Raw genomic sequence first — 21,477 nt, forward strand, 5'->3', positions numbered from 1 at the left:
CTTGTCTTTCAGCGGCGCCTGATTGCTCGTTCCTGAGCGTCCTTCCATTTTCCGACGATTATCTGGCGTCAATATTCGCAGTATACAGAATTTTGATTTCGTGCCAGTTCTTTCATCCTGATTGTCGACGTAGATCACAGAATAGACGCTCACGGGCGCACACCGCGGGTTTCGACGCATTCATGTAACAATTCGACGATCACAGGCAGGCCGCGAACAGCCAAGCCGTCCATGCTGTTGTCAGCTTGCGGATGGCCTGCAAAAGTCCAGCATGGTCAGTCCCTTAGCCGCGTTTTGCTGCCCAAGGACAGCGGCGCCGTCGAACTATAACAACTCTGGAGAGCTGCATTAATGGAATCACTCATTGGCGCTATCAACGCCATCAACGGTGTTGTCTGGGGCCCGGCAATGCTGGCCCTGCTGGCCGGTACGGGACTCTATCTGACCCTCGGGCTGAAGGTCATCCCGCAGCGCAAGCTGGTGTACGGCTTCAAGATGCTATGGCGCGGTCGAAAGAGCACCGAGGACGGTGACATCAGCCCTTTCAACGCATTGATGACTGCACTGTCCGCCACGGTAGGCACCGGCAACATTGCCGGCGTGGCTACTGCACTGTTCTTTGGCGGCCCGGGCGCGCTGTTCTGGATGTGGCTGATCGCCCTGGTCGGCATGGCGACCAAGTTCTGCGAAGCCTCGCTGGCCGTGCACTTTCGTGAAAAGGACGCGCATGGTCGCCACGTCGGCGGTCCGATGTACTACATCAAGAACGGTCTGGGCGCGAAATGGAAGTGGCTGGGGGTACTGTTCGCGGTATTCGGCATGCTGGCCGGATTCGGCATCGGCAACACCATCCAGTCCAACTCTGTCGCAGACGCGCTGGAAAGCACCTTTGGCGTGCAGCCGCTGGTGACCGGCATCGTCATTGCCGTACTGGTTGCGCTGGTGCTGATCGGCGGCATCAAGCGCATCGGTGACGTCGCCGGCAAGCTGGTGCCGATCATGGCGCTGTTTTACGTGGGTGGCGGCCTGATCATTCTGATCATGCATGCCGACCGCATCCCTGATGCATTCGGGCTGATCTTCTATCACGCCTTCAATCCCATCGCTGCAGCGGGCGGCTTCGCCGGTGCGACCATCTGGGCCGCCATCCGCTTCGGTGTGGCGCGCGGCGTGTTTTCCAACGAGGCTGGTCTGGGTAGTGCACCTATCGCCCACGCAGCGGCTCAAACCAACAACCCGATCCGTCAGGGCACCGTGGCCATGCTGGGCACCTTCATTGATACCATCGTCATCTGCTCGATCACCGGTCTGGTGATCCTGGTGACCGGCGCCTGGCAGAGCGGTGAGAACGGTGCATCGCTGTCGGCGTACGCTTTCAACGAAGGTCTGCCGGGCGGCTGGGGGCAGTACATCGTCAGTATCGGTCTGGCCATCTTTGCCTTCACCACCATTATCGGCTGGAGCTTTTACGGGGAAAAGTGCACGCAGTTCCTGTTTGGCGAGAAGTCCAACATACCGTTTCGCGTGCTGTGGATCATCGCCATTCCCCTTGGCACGCTGCCGGGAATCGATCTGGGCAGTCTGTGGCTGGTCGCCGATACACTGAACGCGATGATGGCCATCCCCAACCTGATCGCACTGCTGCTGCTCAGCCCAGTGGTATTCAAACTGGCTCGCGATTACTTCAACGATCCGGCCAACAGCTTCAAGCGCTGACCCGTCAGCTACCCGCCCGGTCCCGGGCGGGTATTTTCATGTTGATCGGTTATACTCGCCGCCATCATCCGATACGCGACGAGAGCTCCCATGCCGAACCTCACCCTCGACAGTCTGCAGGCGACGATTCGCGATGACGTGGCCCGCGCACTGGCCGAGGACATCGGCAGCGGCGACATCACCGCAGCGCTGATTCCCGCCGAGAGACAGGCGTCCGCCACCATCATCAGCCGCGAGCCGGCGACCCTTGCCGGCACCGCGTGGGCGAACGAAGTCTTCCGCCAGGTGAGTCCGGCGATAGCGGTGGAGTGGCGCGCCGCCGATGGCGACCGACTGCAGCCCAATGATCCTTTTTGTATCCTGCGTGGACCGGCCCGTGCCCTGCTGACCGCCGAGCGCAGCGCGCTGAACTTCCTGCAGATGCTATCCGCTACCGCAACGCGCAGCCGCTATTTCGCCCATCTGGTTGAGGGTACCGGCGTGCGCCTTCTGGATACGCGCAAGACGCTCCCGGGCCTGCGGATGGCACAGAAGTATTCCGTCACCTGCGGCGGCTGCGACAACCATCGGATCGGGTTGTACGACGCATTTCTGATCAAGGAGAACCACATCGCAGCCTGCGGCGGTATCGCCCAGGCAATACAGCAGGCCCATGTCATTGCGCCGGGCAAGCCGGTAGAGGTGGAAGTGGAGAGCCTGGATGAACTGCGCCAGGCGCTGGAGGCCGGCGCGGATATCATCATGCTGGATGAACTGAGCGATGCCGATATGCGCACAGCGGTCGAGATCACCGCCGGGCGCGCCAAGCTGGAAGCGTCCGGTGGCATTACCGAGAGCAACCTGCGCAGTGTCGCCGAGACCGGGGTCGACTACATCTCGATCGGCAGCCTGACCAAGGATATCAAGGCTGTCGACCTGTCGATGCGACTGAGCATGTGAAGCGGTGCGCAATGTTAGTCGCGCACGTTCTCGTAAAGCATGTAACGCGAAGTCTCGTATAATCCGCGAGCCAGCGGCAACAACCGCCGATACTCTTCCGGATGCGCCTCCGCGACGTTGTCCAGCGGCGTGTCCGAGTCCAGATCATGCAGGCTCGGCTCGGTCCCGTCGTAGTTCATCTGAAGAAGGAAGTCCTGGGTCACCGCGCCAATCAGCGGGAACGTTCCTTCACGCAGCACCAGCGGCACGACCCGCTCGCCCTCAGGGGCCGGTTGCAGGAGATCACGTCCCATCGTGCGATTCTCGTACTCATAGCCCAGCAGTGAGGTAATTGTCGGCAGCAGATCTGCCAGCCCGACCGCTTCCTCGAACTCGCGTGGCTGCAACAACCCGGGTGCATAGATCAGCAGCGGTACGTTGTTGCTTTCCAGACCGAGCTTTTCGAATGCCGGCTTCATGTAGTCGATATTGGCGATCCGCGTGTTGTGGTCGCCAAACATGACGAAGATGGTGTTATTCAGATAACCACCCTCTTCAGCCAGCTCCATGAGACGGCCGATGTTGAAGTCTAGCAGTCGCACGGCGTTGTACTGAGCGACGCTTTGCGAACCGGCTGCCTGTACCTCCTCCAGCGTGCGGTCGATGACCTGGAAGCCATCGTTTTCCTTCGGGATGGTGTACGGGCGGTGGTGCCCTGCAGTCTGGATGTAGGCAAAGAATGGCTTGTCCCGGGGCAGATCGCGCAGGATCTGGTCAGTTTCCTTGAACAGGTCGAGATCGGAGATACCCCATACGTCGACGTTCTTCGCCTTCCAGCCGCCTTCCTCATACAGCTTGACGCCGTCGATGCTCTGACGGATCAGCGCGTTCATGTTCGCCCAGCCCGAATTGCCGCCAATGGTGTAGACCTTGTGGTACCCCTCAAGCGCGTTGATCAGCGTGTGCTGATTGGTGATCAGCGGGTTGCGCGTGGCGGTTTCCTGGCGCGACACGTCTGGAATGCCAGTGATGCTCGCCCACACCGTTTTCGCGGTTCCGGTGACCGGCACGTAGAAGTGACGGAAGAACCAGCTCTGCTTGGCCAGCCGGTCCAGATTCGGCGTTGGCTGCAGCGGGTTGCCATAGGCCCCGACCGCTGTGGTACCCAATGACTCGAGCATGACGAAGACGACATTGGGACGTTGCTCGGCGGTCAGGCGATGCGGTTGCAGCGGCACCTGCCGCGCCAATGGAAGCGTCTCGATGTCCGGCTCGGCCACGCCGAGATACTGGCTCACCTGAGGATAGTGACGACGAACCTGATCAAGATCGTAGCGTTCCTGCGGCACACCCATGGTGTCGTAGAAGAAGATGACCGGATTCAGCCCCAGCGCACCCAACTGGCTGTCGCCGGAAAAGAAGGCATCACTCCAGCGCAGCGGAACAGGATTTTCCAGATTGATATTGGTGTAGCGGCCGAGGATTGCCAGAAACACCAGAACGACCATAAGACTGCTGCCCCAGATCCGCGACCACAGCCCTATGCGGATAGCCGGTCGATTGAAGGTCAACCGCTCGAGTCCGATCAGCGCGCCGGCGCAGATCAGCAGCAGCGCCAGCCACGCCAGGGTGATCCAGACTACCGGATAGGTCTCCCAGAGCATCTGTTGAGAGATCTGCGCGTCGGCGAGGAACTTGAGCGCCGAGGCATTCAGGCGTACCCCGAGGTAGGCATAGTGGCCAAAGTCGATGATGTACAGCAGCAGCACCACGGCCAGCGCAACGATCAGATAGATTCGCCCGATCCAGCGCAGCAGCGAAGAGCGCAGGCTGTTCCAGACCGGCAGCCAGGCGAGCAGCATCACCGGCAGCATCAGTAGAATCGCGAGGCGCAGGTCGAAACGCACGCCGATCCCCAGGGTTTCCAGAACCAGCGACCAGGACTGCTCTACGCCTGGCGTAACGGCGGAGAAGCCGAACAGAAATACCGCCCGCAGCAGCAGCAGCAACATGAAGATGATGGCCACGCCACCGAGAAAATAGTGCAGACGCCGAGATCGCAACCAGCCCATGACCGCTCCTTGATTCAATCGTGTTTCGCTTCGGCCGGCACCACTCAGTCCCGGCGCTCGAAACGCGCCAGGGTCTGCATCGCTATGGAAAAGTGCTCTGCCGGCGCCATCTGTGAGAAGGCCATGTCGACGCCGCCGGGCAGCCGCCCGCGGCTCAACAGGCCATGGTATTGGCTGAAGCGCTCGGCACTGTACAACTGCTGGCTGGGTGCAGGCAACCGAACGCCCGATTGCTTCTGCAACCCGGCCAGTGCCTGCTGCGTCGCGTCGGGAAAATCCCACGCCCGCGCCACTGCGGCAGTCAGCCTGCGGGCGGCTTGCAGCCACTGCTCACGGAACAGCTCGCTGCTCGGGGTTTCGCTGCCATCGAACAAGCCATCAAGCACACGGGCTCCGATCAGCAGGCCCAGGTTGCTGCACAGGCCAGCCAGATACGCGGAAAATTCATCCGTCTCATCGTTGGCACGCGCCAGCGCCGCATTGACTGCTGCGGTCTTTTCCGCCTGCTCCCAGAGCAACGGGGCGGCGATGGTGCTGAAGTGACCTCGCTGAGAATTGTAGACAGGCTTGAGCATGACATTAGCCATCATCTGCCGCAGGCCCCGCTGGCCAAGCACCAGCACAGCCTGCTCGAGCGTCTTTGCCTCACTGGAACGCCGGTAGAACGGGCTGTTTGCCAGGCGCATGACTTCGCTCACCGACACCAGATCGCGGCCGACCAGGTCAGCCAACTCTCTCGACGAGGTCGCCGGGTCGCGGAAGCTGGTCATCAATCGCGGAAGAATCGCAGGCAGACGCGGGACCAGCGCGTGATCATTGAGATCGGAATCGGCCAGACTGTCGAGCCGCCGTATCGCCGCGAGTTCGAACCGATTGAGCGCCAGTGGCAATGGCGAATGTACGCCCAGCAGCAATCCCAGGAAGGCCCGTTGAATGTCATCCGCCGGGTGCTCCGCAGTACTGGCTTGCAAGGAGCTGCCGGCCCTGGAGTGGGGCGACATGGCCGGAGGCCGGCGCGGTGATGCAAAGAGAGCCTTGAAGCGGGTCCACATGAGGCGGCATCCGGTAGTAGCGCTTTGATGCCGCATCATACAGTCGGGCCTGCATGCCGGCGAGCGCCAGCACATTCAGTCTGTCGAATAGCTTGCCGCGGCGCTGCCACCCAGGCTGTCGAGGAGTGCGTGGCAGTCGCGCATATGCCAGTCCGCCAGCTCCGGCCACTGATTGTCGGGATGGATCAGACAGGTACGGCAACCTGCAGCGCGGCCCGCTTCGAGGTCAAAGCGGAAATCACCCACCATGACCACGTCCGCCTGGTTCAGCTGCCAGCGATCGAGCATCTGCAGGATGCCGTCCGGATCGGGCTTGGGCAGCGCTTCGTCGCGGCCAAGCACGTGAGCATCGTCGAAGCAGTCCGCTACGCCGAGCGTACGCAATGATGACAAGGCGACCGAGCGAATATTGCGGGTCAGGATTGCCAGCCGGTCGCCGCGACCATGCAGATAGCGGATCAGTTGTGCTGCACCCAGCGCCGGCTGCACGGCCTCGGCAAGCCGATTCTCGATGGCATCGAGTCGCTCCGATAACTCGCTGCGCGAGGGCTCGGGCTGCGCGGCGATGTGGGTGAGAATATCGAACTCGGCAGGAATGCCCAGCTCCCTGCGGATCGCCGGGAAGTCATGCTGTGCCACCGTCAAGGTACCGTCGAGGTCGAAAACCCAGCCGCGGATGCCGTTCATGTTATTGATTCAGATTGCGCATCAGCGATTCCTGCGTCACCGACGCCACGAGTTCGCCCTGGCGGTTGAAGATCTGCCCGCGTGAAAGCCCCCGAGAGCCGGCCGAGGACGGGCTGTCCATGGCGTACAATAGCCAATCGTCCATTCTGAGCGGACGGTGATACCAGACCGCGTGGTCGAGGCTGGCGATCTGCATGTTGGGCGACCATGAGGACACCGCATGGGGTTGCAACGCTGTTCCCAGCAGGTGGAAGTCCGAGGCGTAGGCCAGCAGGTAGCGATGCAGCGGCGGATCATCCGGCAGGTTGCCGTCAGCGCGCAGCCACATGAAACGACGCGGCTCGGCTGGCTTGGGGTCGAACGGATTGAACACGCCGACCGGGCGGATCTCGATCGGCTTGTCGACCAGCACCTTGTCTCGCACCTTCTCATGAATCAGATGCTGATACTTGCGAGTCAGCTCGGTTTCATTCAGCAGATCCTCGGGCCCAGGCACATCGGGCATGCTTGCCTGATGCTCGTACCCTTCCTCGTACCCCTGGAAAGAGCAGATCATGGTGAAGATCGGCTTGCCCTTCTGAATGGCCTGCACCCGCCGAGTTGTGAAACTGGCACCGTCGCGGACCGGATCGACCTGGTAGACGATCGGCATGCGCGCATCACCGGGCCGCAGAAAATAGCCGTGCACCGAGTGGACGTGGCGCTGCGGGTCCACGGTCTGGCTGGCTGCCGACAGCGCCTGACCGAGCACCTGACCGCCGAACAGCTGCTTGAAGCCCAGATCCTGACTGTGGCCGCGAAACAGCGTTTCCTCGATTTTCTCCAGCGCCAGCAGGCTAACCAGATCGTCCAGCATTTGCGTCATCGTGCATCCTCAACCACTTCCGGACAGCGCCGGAATAACCATAGCCTCGACTGCGACGGACCGTCGCAGCATTCATTGCGGGGAGTGTACCCTGCCGAGACATTTTCGGCAGCCTTGACGCCGCCTAGACCGGCGGGCCTGCCTGGCGATCGCTCGCCTGCTCGCCCATACTCGGCCTTTTCCTTCACGGAGCAGCCGGACTCACCATGAACCTGCCGCTGGTCTATCACCCCGAGTACAGCTTCACCTTCGCCGCCGCACATCGCTTTCCGATGGAAAAGTTCGTGCTGCTTCACGATCACCTGCGCGGCACCGGGTTGCTGAGCGATGGCAACCTGCACTGTGCCCAGCGAGCCGATGATGATCTGCTCGCACTGGCGCACGACCGGGGTTACGTTGAACGCTTTCACTTCAATGACCTGAGTCGCGATGAAATCAGACGTATGGGTCTGCCCTGGAGCGAGCAGCTCTGGCAGCGCACCACGCGGGCGGTTGGCGGTTCGGTACTCACTGCGCAGCTCGCACTGGAGCACGGCCTGGCCTGCCATCTGGCGGGCGGCACGCACCATGCCCATTACGACTTCGCGTCGGGTTTCTGCATCTTCAACGACCTGGCGATCATCAGCCGCTATCTGTTGGCCGCCGGCAGGGTCCGACGGGTGCTCATACTCGACTGCGACGTGCATCAGGGCGATGGCACCGCCCGGATACTCGAACACGACAGCGATGCGATCACGGTATCGCTGCACTGCGAAAACAACTTTCCGGCGCGCAAGGCTCAGAGCGACTGGGACATCCCTCTGCCCCGCGGACTGGATGACGAAGGCTACTGCCAGGTTCTGCAGCAGACCCTGGATTACCTGCTGCCGCTCTACCAGCCGGACCTGGTGCTCTACGACGCTGGCGTCGATGTGCACCGCGACGACGCGCTGGGCTACCTGAATCTGACCGATACGGGCATTGCCCGGCGCGATCGGCTGGTGATCGAGCAATGCCTGGGTCGCGACATTGCGGTATGCGCAGTCATCGGCGGGGGCTATGACAAGGATCGGTCGGCACTGGCCCGCCGTCACGGCATTCTGCACCACACAGCCAGTGACATTTGGCACGCGCGGGGATTGGGGTAAACTCCCGTCCCGCCCGCCCCTTCAGGATGCCCGCATGGTTTGTTCTGCACCGCCCGCACCGTACGCCGCCGTCATCGGTGCAGGTCCAGCCGGATTGATGGCTGCGGACGTGCTGGCGGCCGGTGACGTCCGGGTCGAGGTGTTCGATGCGATGCCCTCGGTTGCCCGCAAGTTTCTGCTGGCCGGAGTCGGCGGCATGAACATAACCCATTCCGAAGACCCGCCGGCCTTCATCGCGCGTTACCGCGAAGCGGCTCCCTGGGTCGGCAACTGGCTGGCCGATTGGGACGCCAACGCACTGCGTCAGTGGATTCACGGGCTGGGTGTCGACACCTTCGTCGGCTCCTCCGGACGGGTGTTTCCGACCGACATGAAGGCGGCGCCGCTGCTGCGTGCCTGGCTTACACGGCTGCGCGCCAGCGGCGTGCGTTTTCATACACGGCATCGCTGGGCCGGCTGGAACGAAGCCGGCGAGCTGACCTTCGTCACGCCCGCCGGCGAGGTTGCGGTCCGCCCGCAGGTGACCGTCCTCGCGCTGGGCGGCGGCAGCTGGGCCCGCCTGGGATCGGACGGCGCCTGGGTGCCCTGGTTGGCAAGCAGCGGCATAGCGGTGCGGGCGCTGCGGCCGGCCAATTGCGGCTTCGTTGCTCGATGGAGTGCAAGGCTGTCCGAGCGCTTCGCCGGCCAGCCGCTGAAGCAGGTCATTGCCTCCACGCTCGCCGCCGACGGAACGCGCATTGCGCGCCGTGGCGAATGCATCGTGACCGCCGACGGGCTCGAGGGCAGTCTGATCTACGCCCTGTCAGCTGAACTGCGCAGTGCATTGGACACGGACGGCATTGCACGACTGACGCTGGACTTGGCCCCGGATCGCTCGCTGGAGCAATTGACGAAGGCACTCGCCACACCGCGCAACGGCCAGTCACTGGCATCGGTACTGCGCAAGCGCGCCGGTCTCGATCCGGTGAAGATCAGCCTGCTCCACGAATGCGCCGCGCGTGAGACGCTGGTCGATCCACAGCATCTGGCGCAGGCGATCAAGGCCTTGACCGTCGAACTGCACGCCACGCGACCCCTCGACGAAGCCATCAGCAGCGCGGGAGGGGTGATGCGCGAGGCACTGGACGAAACGTTGATGCTCCGGGGCTCCCCAGGCGTCTTCTGCGCCGGCGAGATGCTCGACTGGGAAGCCCCCACCGGGGGCTATCTGCTGACGGCCTGCTTCGCCAGCGGACGTATCGCTGGCCAGGGCGCGCTGCGCTATCTGCAAGCGTTCAACGGGTCGACCTGATCCCACTCAGCCTCGGCACCATCCAGCGCTCGAAGAGTTGAGGGAACAGACGGGCCAGCATGCGCGCGCGCCAGTCCACGTTGGATACCACGAGTAGACGCCTGCGCCGTGTCGCGCCGCGGAAAATCGCTTCGGCGACATCCGCTGGCGAGGCTACCTTCAACGCGGGGTTGAGCGTCTGCGGACTGATTGAACCGTCACCGACCAGGGCGTTCTTGCGAATGTCGGTGGCGGTAAAACCCGGCGCCACCAGCATGACATTCACGCCCTGCTCCTTCACTTCCAGCCGCAAGGCTTCGAACAGACCGTGGAGGGCATGTTTGCTGGCGGTGTAAGCGCTGCGATTGGGCAGCGGCGCGAAGCCGGACAGCGAGCTCAGCACGATGATCTGCCCCTGCCGTTCGATAAGGCTACCCAGGGCGTAACGCGTCAGATACAGCGCGCCGAAATAGTTGACCGCCATGATGCGCTGGAATATGGCAGTCTCGGTGTCGGCGAAGGCGCTGCGGTGAGTGATACCGGCATTATTGATCAGTACATCGACTCCGCCCATGTGCTCGATCACCCGGCAGATCGCCTCGTTGCAGGCCTGCTCATCAGAAACGTCGCAGTGCAGGGCGAGGACCTCTGCTCCGGTTCGATCCTGCAGCTGCTGGCGCAACGCAACCAGCGCGTCATCCTGTATGTCGAGGATGGCCAGGCGCGCGCCCGCCTGAGCGAAACGCACTGCCAATGCCCTGCCGATCCCGGCGCAACCGCCACTGATTACGACAACCTTGTGCTGGAACATGCCGACGGCCATGGCGCTCTCCGCTTCCCGTTATCAGCAAAGAGTGGTCAATATCTCCATGTCGCGCAACCCGCTGTTCAGGGAGCGAGCCGCTTCCGGCTCCACAATCCGTTCTCCAGCCGGTAGCACAACCGGTCATGCAGTCGGCTGGAGCGTCCCTGCCAGAACTCGATCAGTTCCGGAACCAGGCGATATCCGCCCCAATGCTCCGGACGCGGCGGGGGATTGTCGGCGTAACGCTGCTGCAGGGCGCGAAGGTCGTCTTCCAATACCTCACGCCCAGCGATGACCTGACTCTGCGGCGACGCCCAGGCACCGAGGCGGCTCCCCACAGGGCGGCTGTGGTAATAGGCATCGGACTCGTCAGCGCTGATGCGTTCAACCTGCCCTTCGATACGAACCTGACGCTCCAGGTCGTGCCACCAGAAGGTCATCGCCGCGCGTGGCTGCAAGGCCAGCTGCCGGCCCTTTTCGCTATCGTAGTTGGTAAAGAAAATGAAGCCGCGCGGATCGACCCCCTTGAGCAACAGCGTCCGCAGATGCGGCTGCCCCGCCCCGTCGACCGTGGCCAGCATCATTGCATTGGGTTCGGTGGTTTCGATTTCCACGGCCTGCTGGAACCAGGTCGCGAAAAGCGACATGGGTTCATCCGGCGCCTGGCTTTCCAGCAGCCCGTCCCGGGTATAGTCGCGTCGCAGATCGGCAATGTTCGAATTCATCGGGAGCTCCTTGTACGTTGAGTCAATGCTAGCACCCATCGGCCACGAAGCTGTTGATCCGGGGCAATCAATCGAGCTGACGCAGAACCCTGTAAATGGCCCGACTCAGCGCCAGCGCGCGCGGATCCATTAGCACGTAGGGCCCCATGGTATTGGTGACGTAGCCAAAGCCGACGCGGGCGTCCGGGTCACAGAAGCCCAGCGAGCCGCCAGCGCCGGGATGGCCGAAGGCGCGTTCGCCCATGCCGAAGCCGCCGCCTTCGTAATTCTGCTCAAGCATGACGCCCAGCCCGAAGCGCGTCGGTGCGTGCAGCGTCTTGTCCATGCCTTGGCTGTGTTCACGTTGCATCAGGTCGACCAGATGGGCGTCAAGCAGGTGCACCCCATCCAGACTGCCGCCATGCGCCAATACCTGCCAGAAACGAGCCAGCGAACGGGCATTCCCGGTCCCGTTGGCCGAGAATATCTCAGCCTGCTGCCACTCGCGTCGATTGCTGCTGGTCATCATGCTGGACGGATTGCCGAAGGCCTTGAAGCTGAGCTGGTCAGGACGGCCCATCGCGGCGAACAGGGCTCGCGCGTACTCATCACCATACTGGTTGCGCAATCTTGAGAGCGACGCGATGCGGTCCAGCTCGCCGTCCGGCACGCCGACGTAGAAATCCATGCCCAGCCGCTGACAGACCTCCCGGTTGATATACGCGCCAGGGCGTTGGCCGCTGAGCCGCGCCAGCGGTTCGCCGAGCAGCCAGGCGTAGGTGACCGGTGCGTAACCGTGTGCTTCCCCAGGTGTCCACCAGGGGGCCTGCGCGGCAAGGGCCGCAGCCATGGCATCCCAATCAAACAGCGCCTCAGGCGGGAGCGGGTCGGCGATCGCCGACAGTCCGGAACGGTGGCTGAGCGCATGGCGCAGGGTGACCGACTCCTTGCCGGCCCGGACGAACTCGGGCCAAACGGTGGCCAGCGGCGCATCCAGTTCGATACGCCCGGCCTCGACCTGTTGCAGCAGCGCGACTGCACCCAGCGGTTTGGTGCAGGAAAATACGTTGACCAGGGTGTCCTGCTCCCATACACGCTGGTTGTCCTTGTCCATCACCCCCTGCCACAGATCGAGCACGGTTTCGCCGCCAATCGTCACGCATAAGGCCGCACCGCGAGCCTGTTCATCGCTCTGTTGTTCGGCGAAAAGCTCGCGCACCGCTTCGAAGCGAGGATCGAAATAGCCTTGGATGGTGGTCATGTATTGGTCCGTATCGGTTGTTGTTCTGCCACTATTAAAGCCTGCTGGACGCGTGTTTTCAGCTCGGATAAGCGGCAGGTATCAGCTGACATAGCCGCAAAAGAGGGCTACTCGATTTCGCGACGGAACGGCGGCAGCGAATCAAGAATGGCCTTGCCGTAGCGCTGGGTCACCAGGCGCCGGTCGAGCAATGTGATCACCCCGGAATCCTGCTCGCTACGCAGCAGGCGTCCGCAAGCCTGGATCAGACGCAGCGAGGCGTCGGGCACGGCGATTTCCATGAACGGATTACCGCCGTTGCGCTCGATCCATTCGGCCAGCGCCACCTCCACCGGGTCGTCCGGCACAGCGAAGGGAATCTTGGCGATCACCACGTGCTCGCAATAGCGCCCTGGCAGGTCGACGCCCTCCGCGAAGCTGGCCAGGCCGAAGATGACGCTGGGCTCGCCCTTGTCCACGCGCGCGCGATGCTGACGTATCAGCTCCTGCTTGGAGAGATCACCCTGGACCAGAAGCCGTTCGCGGAACGCGGCCGGCAGCCCGGCGAAAACCTCGAGCATCTGACGCCGGGAGGAAAACAGGACCAGACTGCCGGGGACGCCTTCAAGCATATCGGGCAGGCGTTCGATAATCGCCGCGCTGTGTCCGGCATTGTCCCGCGGATCCGCGCCCAGGTTGGGAATACGCAGCACCCCGTTTTCACCGTGCCTGAACGGGCTTGGCGCCATCGCACAGACAGCACTGCGGGGCAGCCCCGCGCGCTGACTGAAGCGGTCGAAGCGACCCAGGGCGGTCAGCGTCGCCGACGTCACCAGGCAGGCGAAGGCGCTGTACCACAGCGACTGACGCAGCGTGTCCGCGGCCAGGATCGGGCTGACGTGCACTTCCAGATCATTGGCCTCGGTCAGCGTCAGCCAGCGCGCGGTGGGCGGCTTGTCCTCGGCATCGACCAGGCAGAACTGCGTCCACAGTGTCCAGTTGCCTTCGGACCGCGCCAGCAGCGCGCCAAACAGCGGATACCATTCCTCGGCCTGGGTCTGATGCACTCCGACCGACTCGCCGTCCATGGCCTCCTTGAGCATGTCGACCAGGCGCTGCAGCGAGTCGGTAATGCGCCCGAATCCGGCCTTCAGCTCGGTACCCATGTCGCGCAGATGCTCCGGCACAACGCCGTGCTCGAAACGATACTGGGGTCGCACGTGACCACTCAGATCTTCAGTGCTGGCAAAGTCGGCCACCTCACCCAGCGCCTGGGTCATGAACTGCTGATGCGGCTTTAGATCACGCGCCTGCACCGGTACCTGCTCGAGCAACCGACCGAAGTCGCCCGGCAGCGGATGCTGCGCCAGCAGCTTGGTGAGATTCTTGTCCAGTTGATCGAGCCAGTCGGCCGTCGCGGTCATGCGTGTGTGATGGGCGAAATGCGAAATGGCCTTGTCCGGCAGATGGTGCCCTTCATCGAAGATATACAGACAGTCACGCGGATCCGGAAGGATCGCCCCACCGCCCAGGGCGAGGTCGGACAGCACCAGATCATGGTTGGTAACGATGACGTCGACCTTCTGCACACTTTCCCGCGCCTTGTAGAAGACGCATTGATTGAAGTGGCCGCAGCGCCGGTTGCTGCACTGGATATGATCGGTCGTCAGGCGCGACCAGTCCTGATCGTCCAGCGCCTCGGGCCACGAATCGCGCTCACCGTCCCATTTCTTGCTGCCCAGCGCTTCCACCATCCGCGTATAGAGCTTGAGCCCGGCCTCGTCGATGTCGATGCGGAAGCCTTCCTCGGCAAATCCCTGCTGCTGGCTGGAGAGCGCCTGATTGTCGGAGAACAGCTGATCGAGCTTGGACAGGCAGACGTAGCGTCCACGACCCTTGGCCAGCGAAAAATGGAAATCCAGGCCAGCATTGCGTTGAATATCGGGCAGATCCTTGAGCACGATCTGCTCCTGCAGCGCGACCGTGGCAGTAGAAATGACCAACGGCTTGCCCAGATGCTTGGCGATCGGAATCGCTGCCAGACAATAGGCCACCGTCTTGCCGGTGCCGGTACCGGCCTCGATCACCGCCACTGCCGGTTCGCCGCTGCGGCGGCCTTCATCGTCGAGCTCGACTCCGCCGAACACCTTGGCCACTTCGGCGATCATCACACGCTGCCCGTAACGAGGCTTGAGAGACTTGTTTTCGAGGAAAGTACGATAGGCCGTCTGGATCTGGCCCTTGAGATCATCGTTCAGCATGCAGGCTCCGGGAAACAGCTGCCATGATACGCCAAAGCGACCCGCAGGCGGTAAGCGGCGAGCCGGACGCTGCGAGCATCACTCGGCAAGCGGCAAGCGACGAGGCTGGAGGCTGGAGGCTGGAGGCTGGAGGCTGGAGGCTGGAGGCTGGAGGCTGGAGGCTGGAGGCTGGAGGCTGGAGGCTGGAGGCTGGAGGCTGGAGGCTGGAGGCTGGAGGCTGGAGGCTGGAGGCTGGAGGCTGGAGGCTGGACAATGTTGATTTTGGCATTAAGGGTGTCAAGTACTATTTGCGCTGATCCTTTAATCTCTTCCTTCCTTCCAGCCTTTAGCCTTTAGCCTTTAGCCTTTAGCCTTTAGCCTTTAGCCTTTAGCCTTTGGCCTTTGGCCTTTGGCCTTTGGCCTTCGGCGCTCAAGCTCGAACATCCGTCCTCGCGTGCAGCTTGCAGCTTGCTGCTTGTAGCTCTACCTTGTCCGATTCCGCCAGGAGCCTGACGCCATGACTGCCAGCCCCACCTCCGCCCTGCTGGGCATCCTCGACAAGTATCAGCCCAGGCGCCTGCTGTGCATCAGCACCGCGCCGGTGCCTGCGGCCATGGCCTATTGCGAGCAGACCACCGGGTGCGACTGCATCAATACCGCAGACGTGCCCTTGCCTCCAGAACTGGCCAACCAGCGCTACGACCTGGCCATAGTCGCCAACGAACTGGAGCGTCTCGACAAGCGCGCCGGCACCGAGCTGCTGGCCGGCCTGCGCAATCTGTCGGTCAGCCGCATGGCCGTGCTGATCGACCATAGCCTCACCAGTGACTGGCAGGACACGGACTTCTTTGCCCTGGCGCTGCAGCGCACTGCCCGCTTTGCGCAGGGCGACCGCTTGCTGACGCTGTATACGTACGATCTGGCCGAGTACAAGCAGGTGCCTGACTGGCTCAATTCGAAGTATTGGGCCAACCCCGAAATGTTCGGCAAGTACTGGTGGTAGTCATGGGCAAGGCGGACCAATGTCCGTGCGGATCGGGGTTGGTGTACGGTCGCTGCTGCCAACCTCTGCATGCGGGCGAAGCCGCGCCCAGCCCGGAGCGGCTGATGCGTTCGCGCTACTGCGCCTATACGTTGGGGCTCATCGATTACCTGGTGAACACAACGCTTCCCGCGCAACAAGAGGGCCTCGACCGCGCCGCAATAGCCCAGTGGAGCCGCGAAAGCAGCTGGCTCGGGCTGGACGTTGAGCGGGCCGAGCCAGCGTCGGGGGACCGCGCCCAGGTCACATTCGTCGCGCACTGGGCGGACCCGGACGGGAGGCAGCACAGCCATCGGGAATGTTCGGACTTCGTCCGCAGGCGCGAGCGATGGTACTTCGTGGAGCCGGGTCGGTCGGTGCGGGCCGGCCGCAACGAGCCGTGTCCCTGCGGCTCAGGTCGCAAGTTCAAGCAGTGTTGCATGCTCTGACCTTCGGCCGACCGGTTGTCAGTCCACCAGTTTCAGGTGGTCGATATTCGGGTTCACCGGCGGGCGGTCCTGCTTGAGCTGGTCCAGGTCGGCACCGGGGGGCGCCAGGCTCAGCGCGGAAAGGTCCAGGGGCAGAGGCGTGTGATCGGTGTACTCATCCTGCAGGTCGGCTCCCAGTTCGGCGATTCCGAAGTCGGGCGCCTCGACGTTGGCGAATGCTGCCATGTATTCGTCACGTGGCATGATGGAACTGGCTGCACGTGGCGCTTGCTGCGCAGGCGCGACCGGCTGCTCCGGCTCGGCTTCGGCGCTGGCCATTGCCTCGACCATCGGCTCGACGCTGCACACCGCGCCGGCGCGCTCGATAGCCTGACGGTAGCGCTCGGCACCGGCGGCATCCAGCCCCTGCTTGATGACGATGCGACGACCCGAAAACAGCGTGTCGAGCTGCTGGTCTCCGGCCTGGAACAACTGACCGAGCCGTGCCCGCGCCTGCGCCGGCGCGATGCCATCCTTCACCTGTCCCTGAAAAACAATTTCGAAAAGTGGCATGTTGTCACTCCCTGGCAGCAATTGCGGTTAGTATGGACAGGCACAGGCCGCTGCACAACTGCTCCGCGGCCGGGATACGGAGGGGCTCATGTTCGCTCGTCAGATGGCCATCTGGATACTGCTGCTTGGCGCCTCGTCGCTGAGCGGATGCGCCGCGCTGGGTCTGGGGCGCTCGTATACCAAGCCTGATATTGCCCTGGCGAACGTGGAGATGCTCAAGTCGAACCTCTGGGAACAATCCTTCCAGCTCCGCCTGCGCGTCGACAATCCCAATGATCGCGTGCTGCCGATCCGCGGCATGCATTACGTGGTCTATCTGAACGACACCAGACTGGCCACCGGCGTCAGCGATTCGACCTTCGACGTGCCCGCCTACGGCTCGCAGTATTTCGATCTGAATGTGCGGTCCAACCTATGGCGCCACCTGAGCGATCTGGCAAAGATGGTCGACCGGCAGCAGGCGATCGATTACCGACTCGAGGGGCATATCCGCACCGGATTCTTCCTCTCGCCGAAAATCAACCTGAAGGAAGAAGGCAGTCTCGACCCTTCTGCGATGCGGTTCTGACGCGATGAATATTTTCGACTGGCTGGCGATCGCCGGGCTTGTACTGATTGTCGCGCTGGCGACCTACGCCTGGGTGTTGTGGCGGCGCGTGTGGCGTCAGCGGCAGGAGCTTGAACGGATCGGCCGCGAGCGTGATGAACGGCTGGCAGAAGATATTCGTTTCCTGGCGCAAAGCCTGATGACCGGACAGTTGCCGTTGATCGAAGGTTCGATCCGCATCAAGGTGCTGCTGGACAACTATCAGGGCACGCTGCGCAGCGGTATCGATACCGAAGTATTCACCCTGCTGTACGACGCAACAGCCGACATCCCGACCCATCAGGGGTGGAAGGACCTGCCGAAAAGCGAGCGCAACCTTTACCGTCAGCGCATGGAACAGCTCGAGGCCGAACACGGGACCCGAGCCAGGCAGGCCGCCGAGCAGCTCGGCAACGGCCTGACCTGAATGGCCGGGCCGCAGTCGGCCCGGTCATTGGCTGATCACACCACCGAATTGCCACCATCGACCGCGACGGCCTGACCGGTGACATGGCGCGACGCTTCGGATGCAAAGAACACCGCCAGACCCTTGATGTCTTCCTCGCCGCCTACCCGTCCGAGCGGAGTGCCCTGCTTGATGTGCTCGCTGACCTTTTCCAGGCCCTTCGACAGTTTGGTCGGGAAGTACCCCGGGCAGATCGCATTGACGTTGATGTTGTAGGGACCCCACTCGCCGGCCAGCGCGCGGGTCAGGTTGATAGCCGCGGCCTTGCTGGTGTTGTAGGCGACCGTGTAGATCCCGGTATTCGGACGGTTGCCCTTGAGACCCGCGATTGACGCGATGTTGATGATCTTGCCGGTCTGGCGCGGAATCATGAAGCGACGGGCGACTTCCTGGGCCATCAGGAAGCAGGCATCGACGTTCAGGTACATGACCTTGTTCCAGCCTTCGTAGCTGTGTTCGGCCGCAGGCTGGCCCCAGGTGGTACCGGCGTTGTTGACAAGAATGTCGATCGTGCCGAACTTCGCTTCGACCGCATCGACCAGCGTCTTCACCGGGTTGCTCTCCGGCTTGCCCAGGTCGCAGGCAATCCCGCCAGCCTCGATTCCCTGCTGACCCAGCTGGGCAACCACTTCATCGACCTCGGCTGCGTTGCGCGCACTGATGAATACCTTGGCGCCCATTTCACCGAAGGCTTCGGCCATCTGCAGGCCCAGGCCCTTGGTACCACCGGTGATCAGTGCAACCTTGCCGGTCAGATCGAATAGTTGTTTGACGCTCATGATGTGTCCTCTAGGTAATGTGGCTGTGACAATGACCCGGCAAGCATAGCTTCTCACAGCCAATTGACCCGACTATCAGTGACATCAGTGATGACGCTGCACGCGCCAGTGTTATCATGCGCGCCCCCGCTTCCAACCCAGCCGGACACCTGCCGATGGCCGAACACGACTTCCGACGTAACGCCCTGAACCCCTCCCACACGCTGATCGAATGCCGCACTCTCGGTGCCGGGTTGTATCAGGTCACCGGCCGCGGCGGTGGCATACAGCCGGGCGATCGGCTCATCTGCACGGTTAAGGGCAGTCGTGATCTGCCACTGCCACTGCGCGTTGACAAGGTGCGCTACCTGATCAACCCGCCCGGCCAATGGACGGTGACGGCCCAGGGTCCGGACCTGCGCGGACAGGTTGTGCTTGGCTGGTCGATCCGTTGCGACGAATGCGGGCGTGATCAGGCTTTCGAGTTTCTCGCCGCGGAAAGTGATGACCTTGCAGCGCGCACGGAAAGGGCCGTTGATCGCATCGGCAAGCTCGGCTGGCAGCCGCGCGATGAGAACCACCTGTGCCCGGCCTGCGTAAGAAAGGCAGCTGTCAGAACAACGTGAGCTGCTCACCCAGCGGGCTGTGAGCGTTGTCCAGCCGTACTCCCACGCCGATCAGGCGCACGGGCCGCTCGCCGCGGGCGAAAGCGCGGCTGCAGAGGTCTCGGTAGCCCTCCGGGCTAACCGGAGCGCCGGCCTGCTCCAGCGTGGTCTGGGTGAAGTCGGAAAACTTGAGCTTGATGAACGGCTTGCTGACCCGATACTGATCGCCGAGTCGTCCGAGACGCTGCGCCAGCTTCTCAAGTAGCGCCGGCAACGCACCGAGGCAGGCATTGAGATCTGGCAGGTCCTGATCGTAGGTATTCTCCACACTGACCGATTGGCGCTTGCTCTCGACGATGACCGGACGATCATCGATGCCCCGCGCCAGGTGCCAGAGCCGCTCACCGAAGCTGCCGAACTCCCGTACCAGATCCTGCTTGCGCCAGGGCAGCAACTCACCGCATACATCGATACCCAGCTTCTTCAAACGAGTGGCAGTCACCTTGCCGACTCCGTGCAGACGCTCGACGGGCAGCTTCTCGATGAAGGCTTCGATTTCATCGGGCAGAATCACCTTCAGGCCGTCCGGCTTGTTCCAGTCACTGGCGATCTTGGCGAGAAACTTGTTCGGCGCCACGCCGGCCGAGACAGTGATCTGCTGGGACTCGCGTACGCGCTGGCGAATCGTCTGGGCGATCAGGGTGGCACTGCCGCGACACGCCTGACTCTCGCTCACGTCGAGATAGGCTTCGTCGAGCGACAGCGGCTGAATCAATGGGGTGTAATCGGAAAAGATCGTCTGTATCGCTTCGGATACTTCGCGATAAACCGCCATGCGCGGCGGCACGATCAGCAGGTCCGGGCAGAGCTTCTTCGCATAGCCGGATGCCATCGCCGAGCGCACGCCGTAGGCCCTTGCCTCATAGTTGCAGGTTGCGACAACGCCGCGCCTGCTCGGGTCCCCGCCCACCGCCAGCGGCCGCCCGCGCAGCCGAGGATCGTCGCGCATCTCAATGGCGGCATAAAAACAGTCGCAGTCGACGTGAATGATCTTGCGCACGAGAAGCACTCGAACGAGAGGAACGTCCAGTGTACCGCATCACCCCGCTACAACCCGATTCCGTCCGGCGTGTTTACCTTCGTACAACGCCTTGTCGGCGCGCTGGACCAGAGATTCGAGCTGCGCTTCGTCCGCCCGACGTTGCACCACACCTGCTGTGGCCGTGATCTGAATAGCCTGCCCGCCAACGGGTATCGGCGCGGCTGAGAGGGTTTCGATGAAACGCTCGGCAATTCGGGTTGCCGTGGCCAGATCGGTATCGGGCAGCAGCACGACAAACTCCTCTCCTCCCAGACGGCCGAGAATATCGATCGTTCGAAAGTTGTCTCTGCACAGCTGTGCGACGCTGCGCAGCACCTGGTCGCCGGCCGAATGGCCCCAGGTGTCGTTCACCTGCTTGAAATGATCAAGATCGATGATGCACAACGCCAGTGCATTACCCTTGCGCTGAGCACGGGCCAACTCCGTAGTAAACAACGCCTCGTACTGACGGCGATTGTTCAGACCGGTCAGCGGATCGGTGGTCGCCTGCCTGACCAGAGCCTCCTGCAACCGCGCGCGCTCCTCCATCTCCCGGCTCAGCGCCTCATTGGCCTGCTGCGCCTGGCGCCACATTGCATACTGTTTGCGCTGGAGCACCTGGGTACGCAACGCCGCAGCCCAGCCAATGCCGATAGGCACCAGCAACAGCAGAAACACGGCTGCCATTTCCCCAGCGGATTTCGGACGGACCTGATCCAGCGTCACCACTGTCGCGGCCGCCATGAACAGTGACACCCCAAGCACAGCCGGGACGCGATTGGGCAGGTATATGAACAACGCGATGAGCATGATCATGGTCAACGTCACGATCCATGACGCAATGTCCGGGCGCAGCAGGTAAACCGGCATGAACAGCAATACCGCGATGAGCTCCAGTGCAGTTATCCACCGCGCCTGGGTCGCCCGGATCGGATCACGGTACACGAAGATGGCCAGTGCCCCGATCAACAGACAGGTAGCGCCGCGCACGGTCAGGCTCGACCAGAATATCGGCACGGGACCGAGCGCCTGATAGTCGGGGATGGCGAAAAGCAGTAGAAGCGCGGCCCAGATCAGCAGCGCGGTGATCAACTGCCGGGCAATCAGTCCGCGGTGCTTGAACAGGTACTCCTGCTCGATCTGGCGATCAACGAACTCGCCCGACCATCCGCTGATGCGCCAGGAAGCCATCGGGGGCGGTTCATTGGTCGGCGCTGGTTGCGGCACCGCTGCTCCGGACTGCAGCTCACTCATTGGTTGCAT

Annotated in this window: 22 protein-coding genes; 10 read left to right on the forward strand and 12 right to left on the reverse strand. The window is 62.6% G+C overall.

Features of this window, described 5'->3' with window-relative positions; all coding sequences use genetic code 11:
- Window positions 1-351 precede the first annotated feature (351 nt).
- Window positions 352-1,716 carry an alanine/glycine:cation symporter family protein gene (locus KEM63_RS12650; protein ID WP_223652161.1) on the forward strand — a complete coding sequence of 455 codons (1,365 nt, stop codon included), beginning with the start codon at window positions 352-354 and terminating at the stop codon, window positions 1,714-1,716.
- A 90-nt stretch (window positions 1,717-1,806) separates the two neighbouring features.
- Window positions 1,807-2,655, forward strand: a complete 849-nt coding sequence (gene nadC, locus KEM63_RS12655; protein ID WP_223652163.1) for a carboxylating nicotinate-nucleotide diphosphorylase — start codon at window positions 1,807-1,809, stop codon at window positions 2,653-2,655.
- Window positions 2,656-2,669: 14 nt separating this feature from the next.
- Here nadC and KEM63_RS12660 read toward each other — a convergent pair whose 3' ends face one another.
- The 4 genes from KEM63_RS12660 to tesB all read right to left on the reverse strand — a co-directional run bounded on the left by KEM63_RS12660 (window position 2,670) and on the right by tesB (window position 7,310).
- On the reverse strand, window positions 2,670-4,706 hold the full coding sequence (locus tag KEM63_RS12660; RefSeq protein ID WP_223652165.1) for an LTA synthase family protein: 2,037 nt from the start codon (window positions 4,704-4,706) through the stop codon (window positions 2,670-2,672).
- A 44-nt stretch (window positions 4,707-4,750) separates the two neighbouring features.
- Window positions 4,751-5,677 (reverse strand): HDOD domain-containing protein, encoded by a 927-nt coding sequence (locus KEM63_RS12665; RefSeq protein ID WP_223652167.1) that lies wholly within the window; start codon window positions 5,675-5,677, stop codon window positions 4,751-4,753.
- A gap of 156 nt (window positions 5,678-5,833) precedes the next feature.
- Window positions 5,834-6,445 carry an HAD family hydrolase gene (locus KEM63_RS12670; protein ID WP_223652168.1) on the reverse strand — a complete coding sequence of 204 codons (612 nt, stop codon included), beginning with the start codon at window positions 6,443-6,445 and terminating at the stop codon, window positions 5,834-5,836.
- Window position 6,446: 1 nt separating this feature from the next.
- Window positions 6,447-7,310, reverse strand: coding sequence for an acyl-CoA thioesterase II (gene tesB, locus KEM63_RS12675; RefSeq protein WP_223652170.1), 864 nt, complete (start codon window positions 7,308-7,310; stop codon window positions 6,447-6,449).
- Between the two features lie 206 nt (window positions 7,311-7,516).
- On the opposite strand from tesB, the gene KEM63_RS12680 reads away from it, so the two are divergent.
- Together KEM63_RS12680 and KEM63_RS12685 are read left to right on the forward strand one after the other, a co-directional pair.
- Window positions 7,517-8,437 carry a histone deacetylase family protein gene (locus KEM63_RS12680; protein ID WP_223652172.1) on the forward strand — a complete coding sequence of 307 codons (921 nt, stop codon included), beginning with the start codon at window positions 7,517-7,519 and terminating at the stop codon, window positions 8,435-8,437.
- Between the two features lie 34 nt (window positions 8,438-8,471).
- The gene (locus KEM63_RS12685; RefSeq protein ID WP_223652174.1) at window positions 8,472-9,728 is read left to right on the forward strand and encodes a TIGR03862 family flavoprotein; all 1,257 of its coding nucleotides are present in this window, start codon (window positions 8,472-8,474) and stop codon (window positions 9,726-9,728) included.
- On the opposite strand, the gene KEM63_RS12690 is transcribed toward KEM63_RS12685, so the two are convergent.
- The 4 genes from KEM63_RS12690 to dinG form a co-directional block, all read right to left on the reverse strand.
- On the reverse strand, window positions 9,712-10,530 hold the full coding sequence (locus KEM63_RS12690; RefSeq protein ID WP_223652176.1) for an SDR family oxidoreductase: 819 nt from the start codon (window positions 10,528-10,530) through the stop codon (window positions 9,712-9,714). The genes KEM63_RS12685 and KEM63_RS12690 overlap by 17 nt on opposite strands.
- A 65-nt stretch (window positions 10,531-10,595) precedes the next feature.
- Window positions 10,596-11,237, reverse strand: a complete 642-nt coding sequence (gene pdxH, locus KEM63_RS12695) for a pyridoxamine 5'-phosphate oxidase (RefSeq protein WP_223652178.1) — start codon at window positions 11,235-11,237, stop codon at window positions 10,596-10,598.
- Between the two features lie 67 nt (window positions 11,238-11,304).
- Entirely contained in the window at window positions 11,305-12,477 is a 1,173-nt protein-coding gene (locus KEM63_RS12700) for a serine hydrolase domain-containing protein (RefSeq protein WP_223652180.1), read from the reverse strand.
- A gap of 107 nt (window positions 12,478-12,584) precedes the next feature.
- On the reverse strand, window positions 12,585-14,717 hold the full coding sequence (gene dinG / locus KEM63_RS12705; RefSeq protein ID WP_223652182.1) for an ATP-dependent DNA helicase DinG: 2,133 nt from the start codon (window positions 14,715-14,717) through the stop codon (window positions 12,585-12,587).
- Between the two features lie 23 nt (window positions 14,718-14,740).
- On the opposite strand from dinG, the gene KEM63_RS12710 reads away from it, so the two are divergent.
- The 3 genes from KEM63_RS12710 to KEM63_RS12720 all read left to right on the forward strand — a co-directional run bounded on the left by KEM63_RS12710 (window position 14,741) and on the right by KEM63_RS12720 (window position 16,166).
- On the forward strand, window positions 14,741-15,013 hold the full coding sequence (locus tag KEM63_RS12710; protein WP_223652184.1) for a hypothetical protein: 273 nt from the start codon (window positions 14,741-14,743) through the stop codon (window positions 15,011-15,013).
- 200 nt (window positions 15,014-15,213) lie between these two features.
- Window positions 15,214-15,699, forward strand: coding sequence for a DUF6231 family protein (locus KEM63_RS12715; RefSeq protein ID WP_223652187.1), 486 nt, complete (start codon window positions 15,214-15,216; stop codon window positions 15,697-15,699).
- A 2-nt stretch (window positions 15,700-15,701) separates the two neighbouring features.
- Window positions 15,702-16,166: a YchJ family protein gene (locus KEM63_RS12720; RefSeq protein ID WP_223652188.1), complete on the forward strand. Its 465-nt coding sequence runs from the start codon at window positions 15,702-15,704 to the stop codon at window positions 16,164-16,166.
- A gap of 18 nt (window positions 16,167-16,184) precedes the next feature.
- Here KEM63_RS12720 and KEM63_RS12725 read toward each other — a convergent pair whose 3' ends face one another.
- Complete coding sequence (locus KEM63_RS12725; protein WP_223652191.1) at window positions 16,185-16,718, reverse strand: hypothetical protein; 534 nt, start codon at window positions 16,716-16,718, stop codon at window positions 16,185-16,187.
- Between the two features lie 88 nt (window positions 16,719-16,806).
- Here KEM63_RS12725 and KEM63_RS12730 point away from each other — a divergent pair, with 88 nt between their 5' ends.
- A complete protein-coding gene (locus KEM63_RS12730; protein WP_223652193.1) occupies window positions 16,807-17,286 on the forward strand; it encodes an LEA/WHy family protein in 480 nt (159 codons plus the stop codon).
- A gap of 4 nt (window positions 17,287-17,290) precedes the next feature.
- A complete protein-coding gene (locus KEM63_RS12735) occupies window positions 17,291-17,731 on the forward strand; it encodes a DUF2489 domain-containing protein (RefSeq protein WP_223652195.1) in 441 nt (146 codons plus the stop codon).
- A gap of 35 nt (window positions 17,732-17,766) precedes the next feature.
- Here KEM63_RS12735 and KEM63_RS12740 read toward each other — a convergent pair whose 3' ends face one another.
- Window positions 17,767-18,549: an SDR family oxidoreductase gene (locus KEM63_RS12740; RefSeq protein WP_223652197.1), complete on the reverse strand. Its 783-nt coding sequence runs from the start codon at window positions 18,547-18,549 to the stop codon at window positions 17,767-17,769.
- Window positions 18,550-18,665: 116 nt separating this feature from the next.
- On the opposite strand from KEM63_RS12740, the gene KEM63_RS12745 reads away from it, so the two are divergent.
- Window positions 18,666-19,154 (forward strand): hypothetical protein, encoded by a 489-nt coding sequence (locus KEM63_RS12745; protein ID WP_423747806.1) that lies wholly within the window; start codon window positions 18,666-18,668, stop codon window positions 19,152-19,154.
- On the opposite strand, the gene dinB is transcribed toward KEM63_RS12745, so the two are convergent.
- Entirely contained in the window at window positions 19,141-20,193 is a 1,053-nt protein-coding gene (dinB, locus tag KEM63_RS12750) for a DNA polymerase IV (protein WP_223652199.1), read from the reverse strand. The genes KEM63_RS12745 and dinB overlap by 14 nt on opposite strands.
- 39 nt (window positions 20,194-20,232) lie before the next feature.
- Complete coding sequence (locus KEM63_RS12755) at window positions 20,233-21,477, reverse strand: GGDEF domain-containing protein (RefSeq protein WP_223652201.1); 1,245 nt, start codon at window positions 21,475-21,477, stop codon at window positions 20,233-20,235.

The organism is Halopseudomonas nanhaiensis, assembly GCF_020025155.1.
GTDB lineage: Bacteria > Pseudomonadota > Gammaproteobacteria > Pseudomonadales > Pseudomonadaceae > Halopseudomonas > Halopseudomonas nanhaiensis.

Excerpts from the sequence above, each read along its gene's own strand:
- KEM63_RS12720 (WP_223652188.1), top strand. The coding sequence starts at position 15,702 with ATGGGCAAGGCGGACCAATGTCCGTGCGGATCGGGGTTGGTGTACGGT.
- KEM63_RS12710 (WP_223652184.1), top strand. The coding sequence starts at position 14,741 with ATGATACGCCAAAGCGACCCGCAGGCGGTAAGCGGCGAGCCGGACGCT.
- KEM63_RS12730 (WP_223652193.1), top strand. The coding sequence starts at position 16,807 with ATGTTCGCTCGTCAGATGGCCATCTGGATACTGCTGCTTGGCGCCTCG.
- KEM63_RS12735 (WP_223652195.1), top strand. The coding sequence starts at position 17,291 with ATGAATATTTTCGACTGGCTGGCGATCGCCGGGCTTGTACTGATTGTC.
- KEM63_RS12755 (WP_223652201.1), bottom strand. The coding sequence starts at position 21,477 with ATGCAACCAATGAGTGAGCTGCAGTCCGGAGCAGCGGTGCCGCAACCA.
- KEM63_RS12740 (WP_223652197.1), bottom strand. The coding sequence starts at position 18,549 with ATGAGCGTCAAACAACTATTCGATCTGACCGGCAAGGTTGCACTGATC.
- KEM63_RS12745 (WP_423747806.1), top strand. The coding sequence starts at position 18,666 with ATGCGCGCCCCCGCTTCCAACCCAGCCGGACACCTGCCGATGGCCGAA.
- tesB (WP_223652170.1), bottom strand. The coding sequence starts at position 7,310 with ATGACGCAAATGCTGGACGATCTGGTTAGCCTGCTGGCGCTGGAGAAA.
- KEM63_RS12715 (WP_223652187.1), top strand. The coding sequence starts at position 15,214 with ATGACTGCCAGCCCCACCTCCGCCCTGCTGGGCATCCTCGACAAGTAT.
- KEM63_RS12725 (WP_223652191.1), bottom strand. The coding sequence starts at position 16,718 with ATGCCACTTTTCGAAATTGTTTTTCAGGGACAGGTGAAGGATGGCATC.
- dinG (WP_223652182.1), bottom strand. The coding sequence starts at position 14,717 with ATGCTGAACGATGATCTCAAGGGCCAGATCCAGACGGCCTATCGTACT.
- KEM63_RS12660 (WP_223652165.1), bottom strand. The coding sequence starts at position 4,706 with ATGGGCTGGTTGCGATCTCGGCGTCTGCACTATTTTCTCGGTGGCGTG.
- KEM63_RS12680 (WP_223652172.1), top strand. The coding sequence starts at position 7,517 with ATGAACCTGCCGCTGGTCTATCACCCCGAGTACAGCTTCACCTTCGCC.
- KEM63_RS12670 (WP_223652168.1), bottom strand. The coding sequence starts at position 6,445 with ATGAACGGCATCCGCGGCTGGGTTTTCGACCTCGACGGTACCTTGACG.
- KEM63_RS12690 (WP_223652176.1), bottom strand. The coding sequence starts at position 10,530 with ATGGCCGTCGGCATGTTCCAGCACAAGGTTGTCGTAATCAGTGGCGGT.
- KEM63_RS12650 (WP_223652161.1), top strand. The coding sequence starts at position 352 with ATGGAATCACTCATTGGCGCTATCAACGCCATCAACGGTGTTGTCTGG.
- nadC (WP_223652163.1), top strand. The coding sequence starts at position 1,807 with ATGCCGAACCTCACCCTCGACAGTCTGCAGGCGACGATTCGCGATGAC.
- KEM63_RS12700 (WP_223652180.1), bottom strand. The coding sequence starts at position 12,477 with ATGACCACCATCCAAGGCTATTTCGATCCTCGCTTCGAAGCGGTGCGC.
- KEM63_RS12685 (WP_223652174.1), top strand. The coding sequence starts at position 8,472 with ATGGTTTGTTCTGCACCGCCCGCACCGTACGCCGCCGTCATCGGTGCA.
- pdxH (WP_223652178.1), bottom strand. The coding sequence starts at position 11,237 with ATGAATTCGAACATTGCCGATCTGCGACGCGACTATACCCGGGACGGG.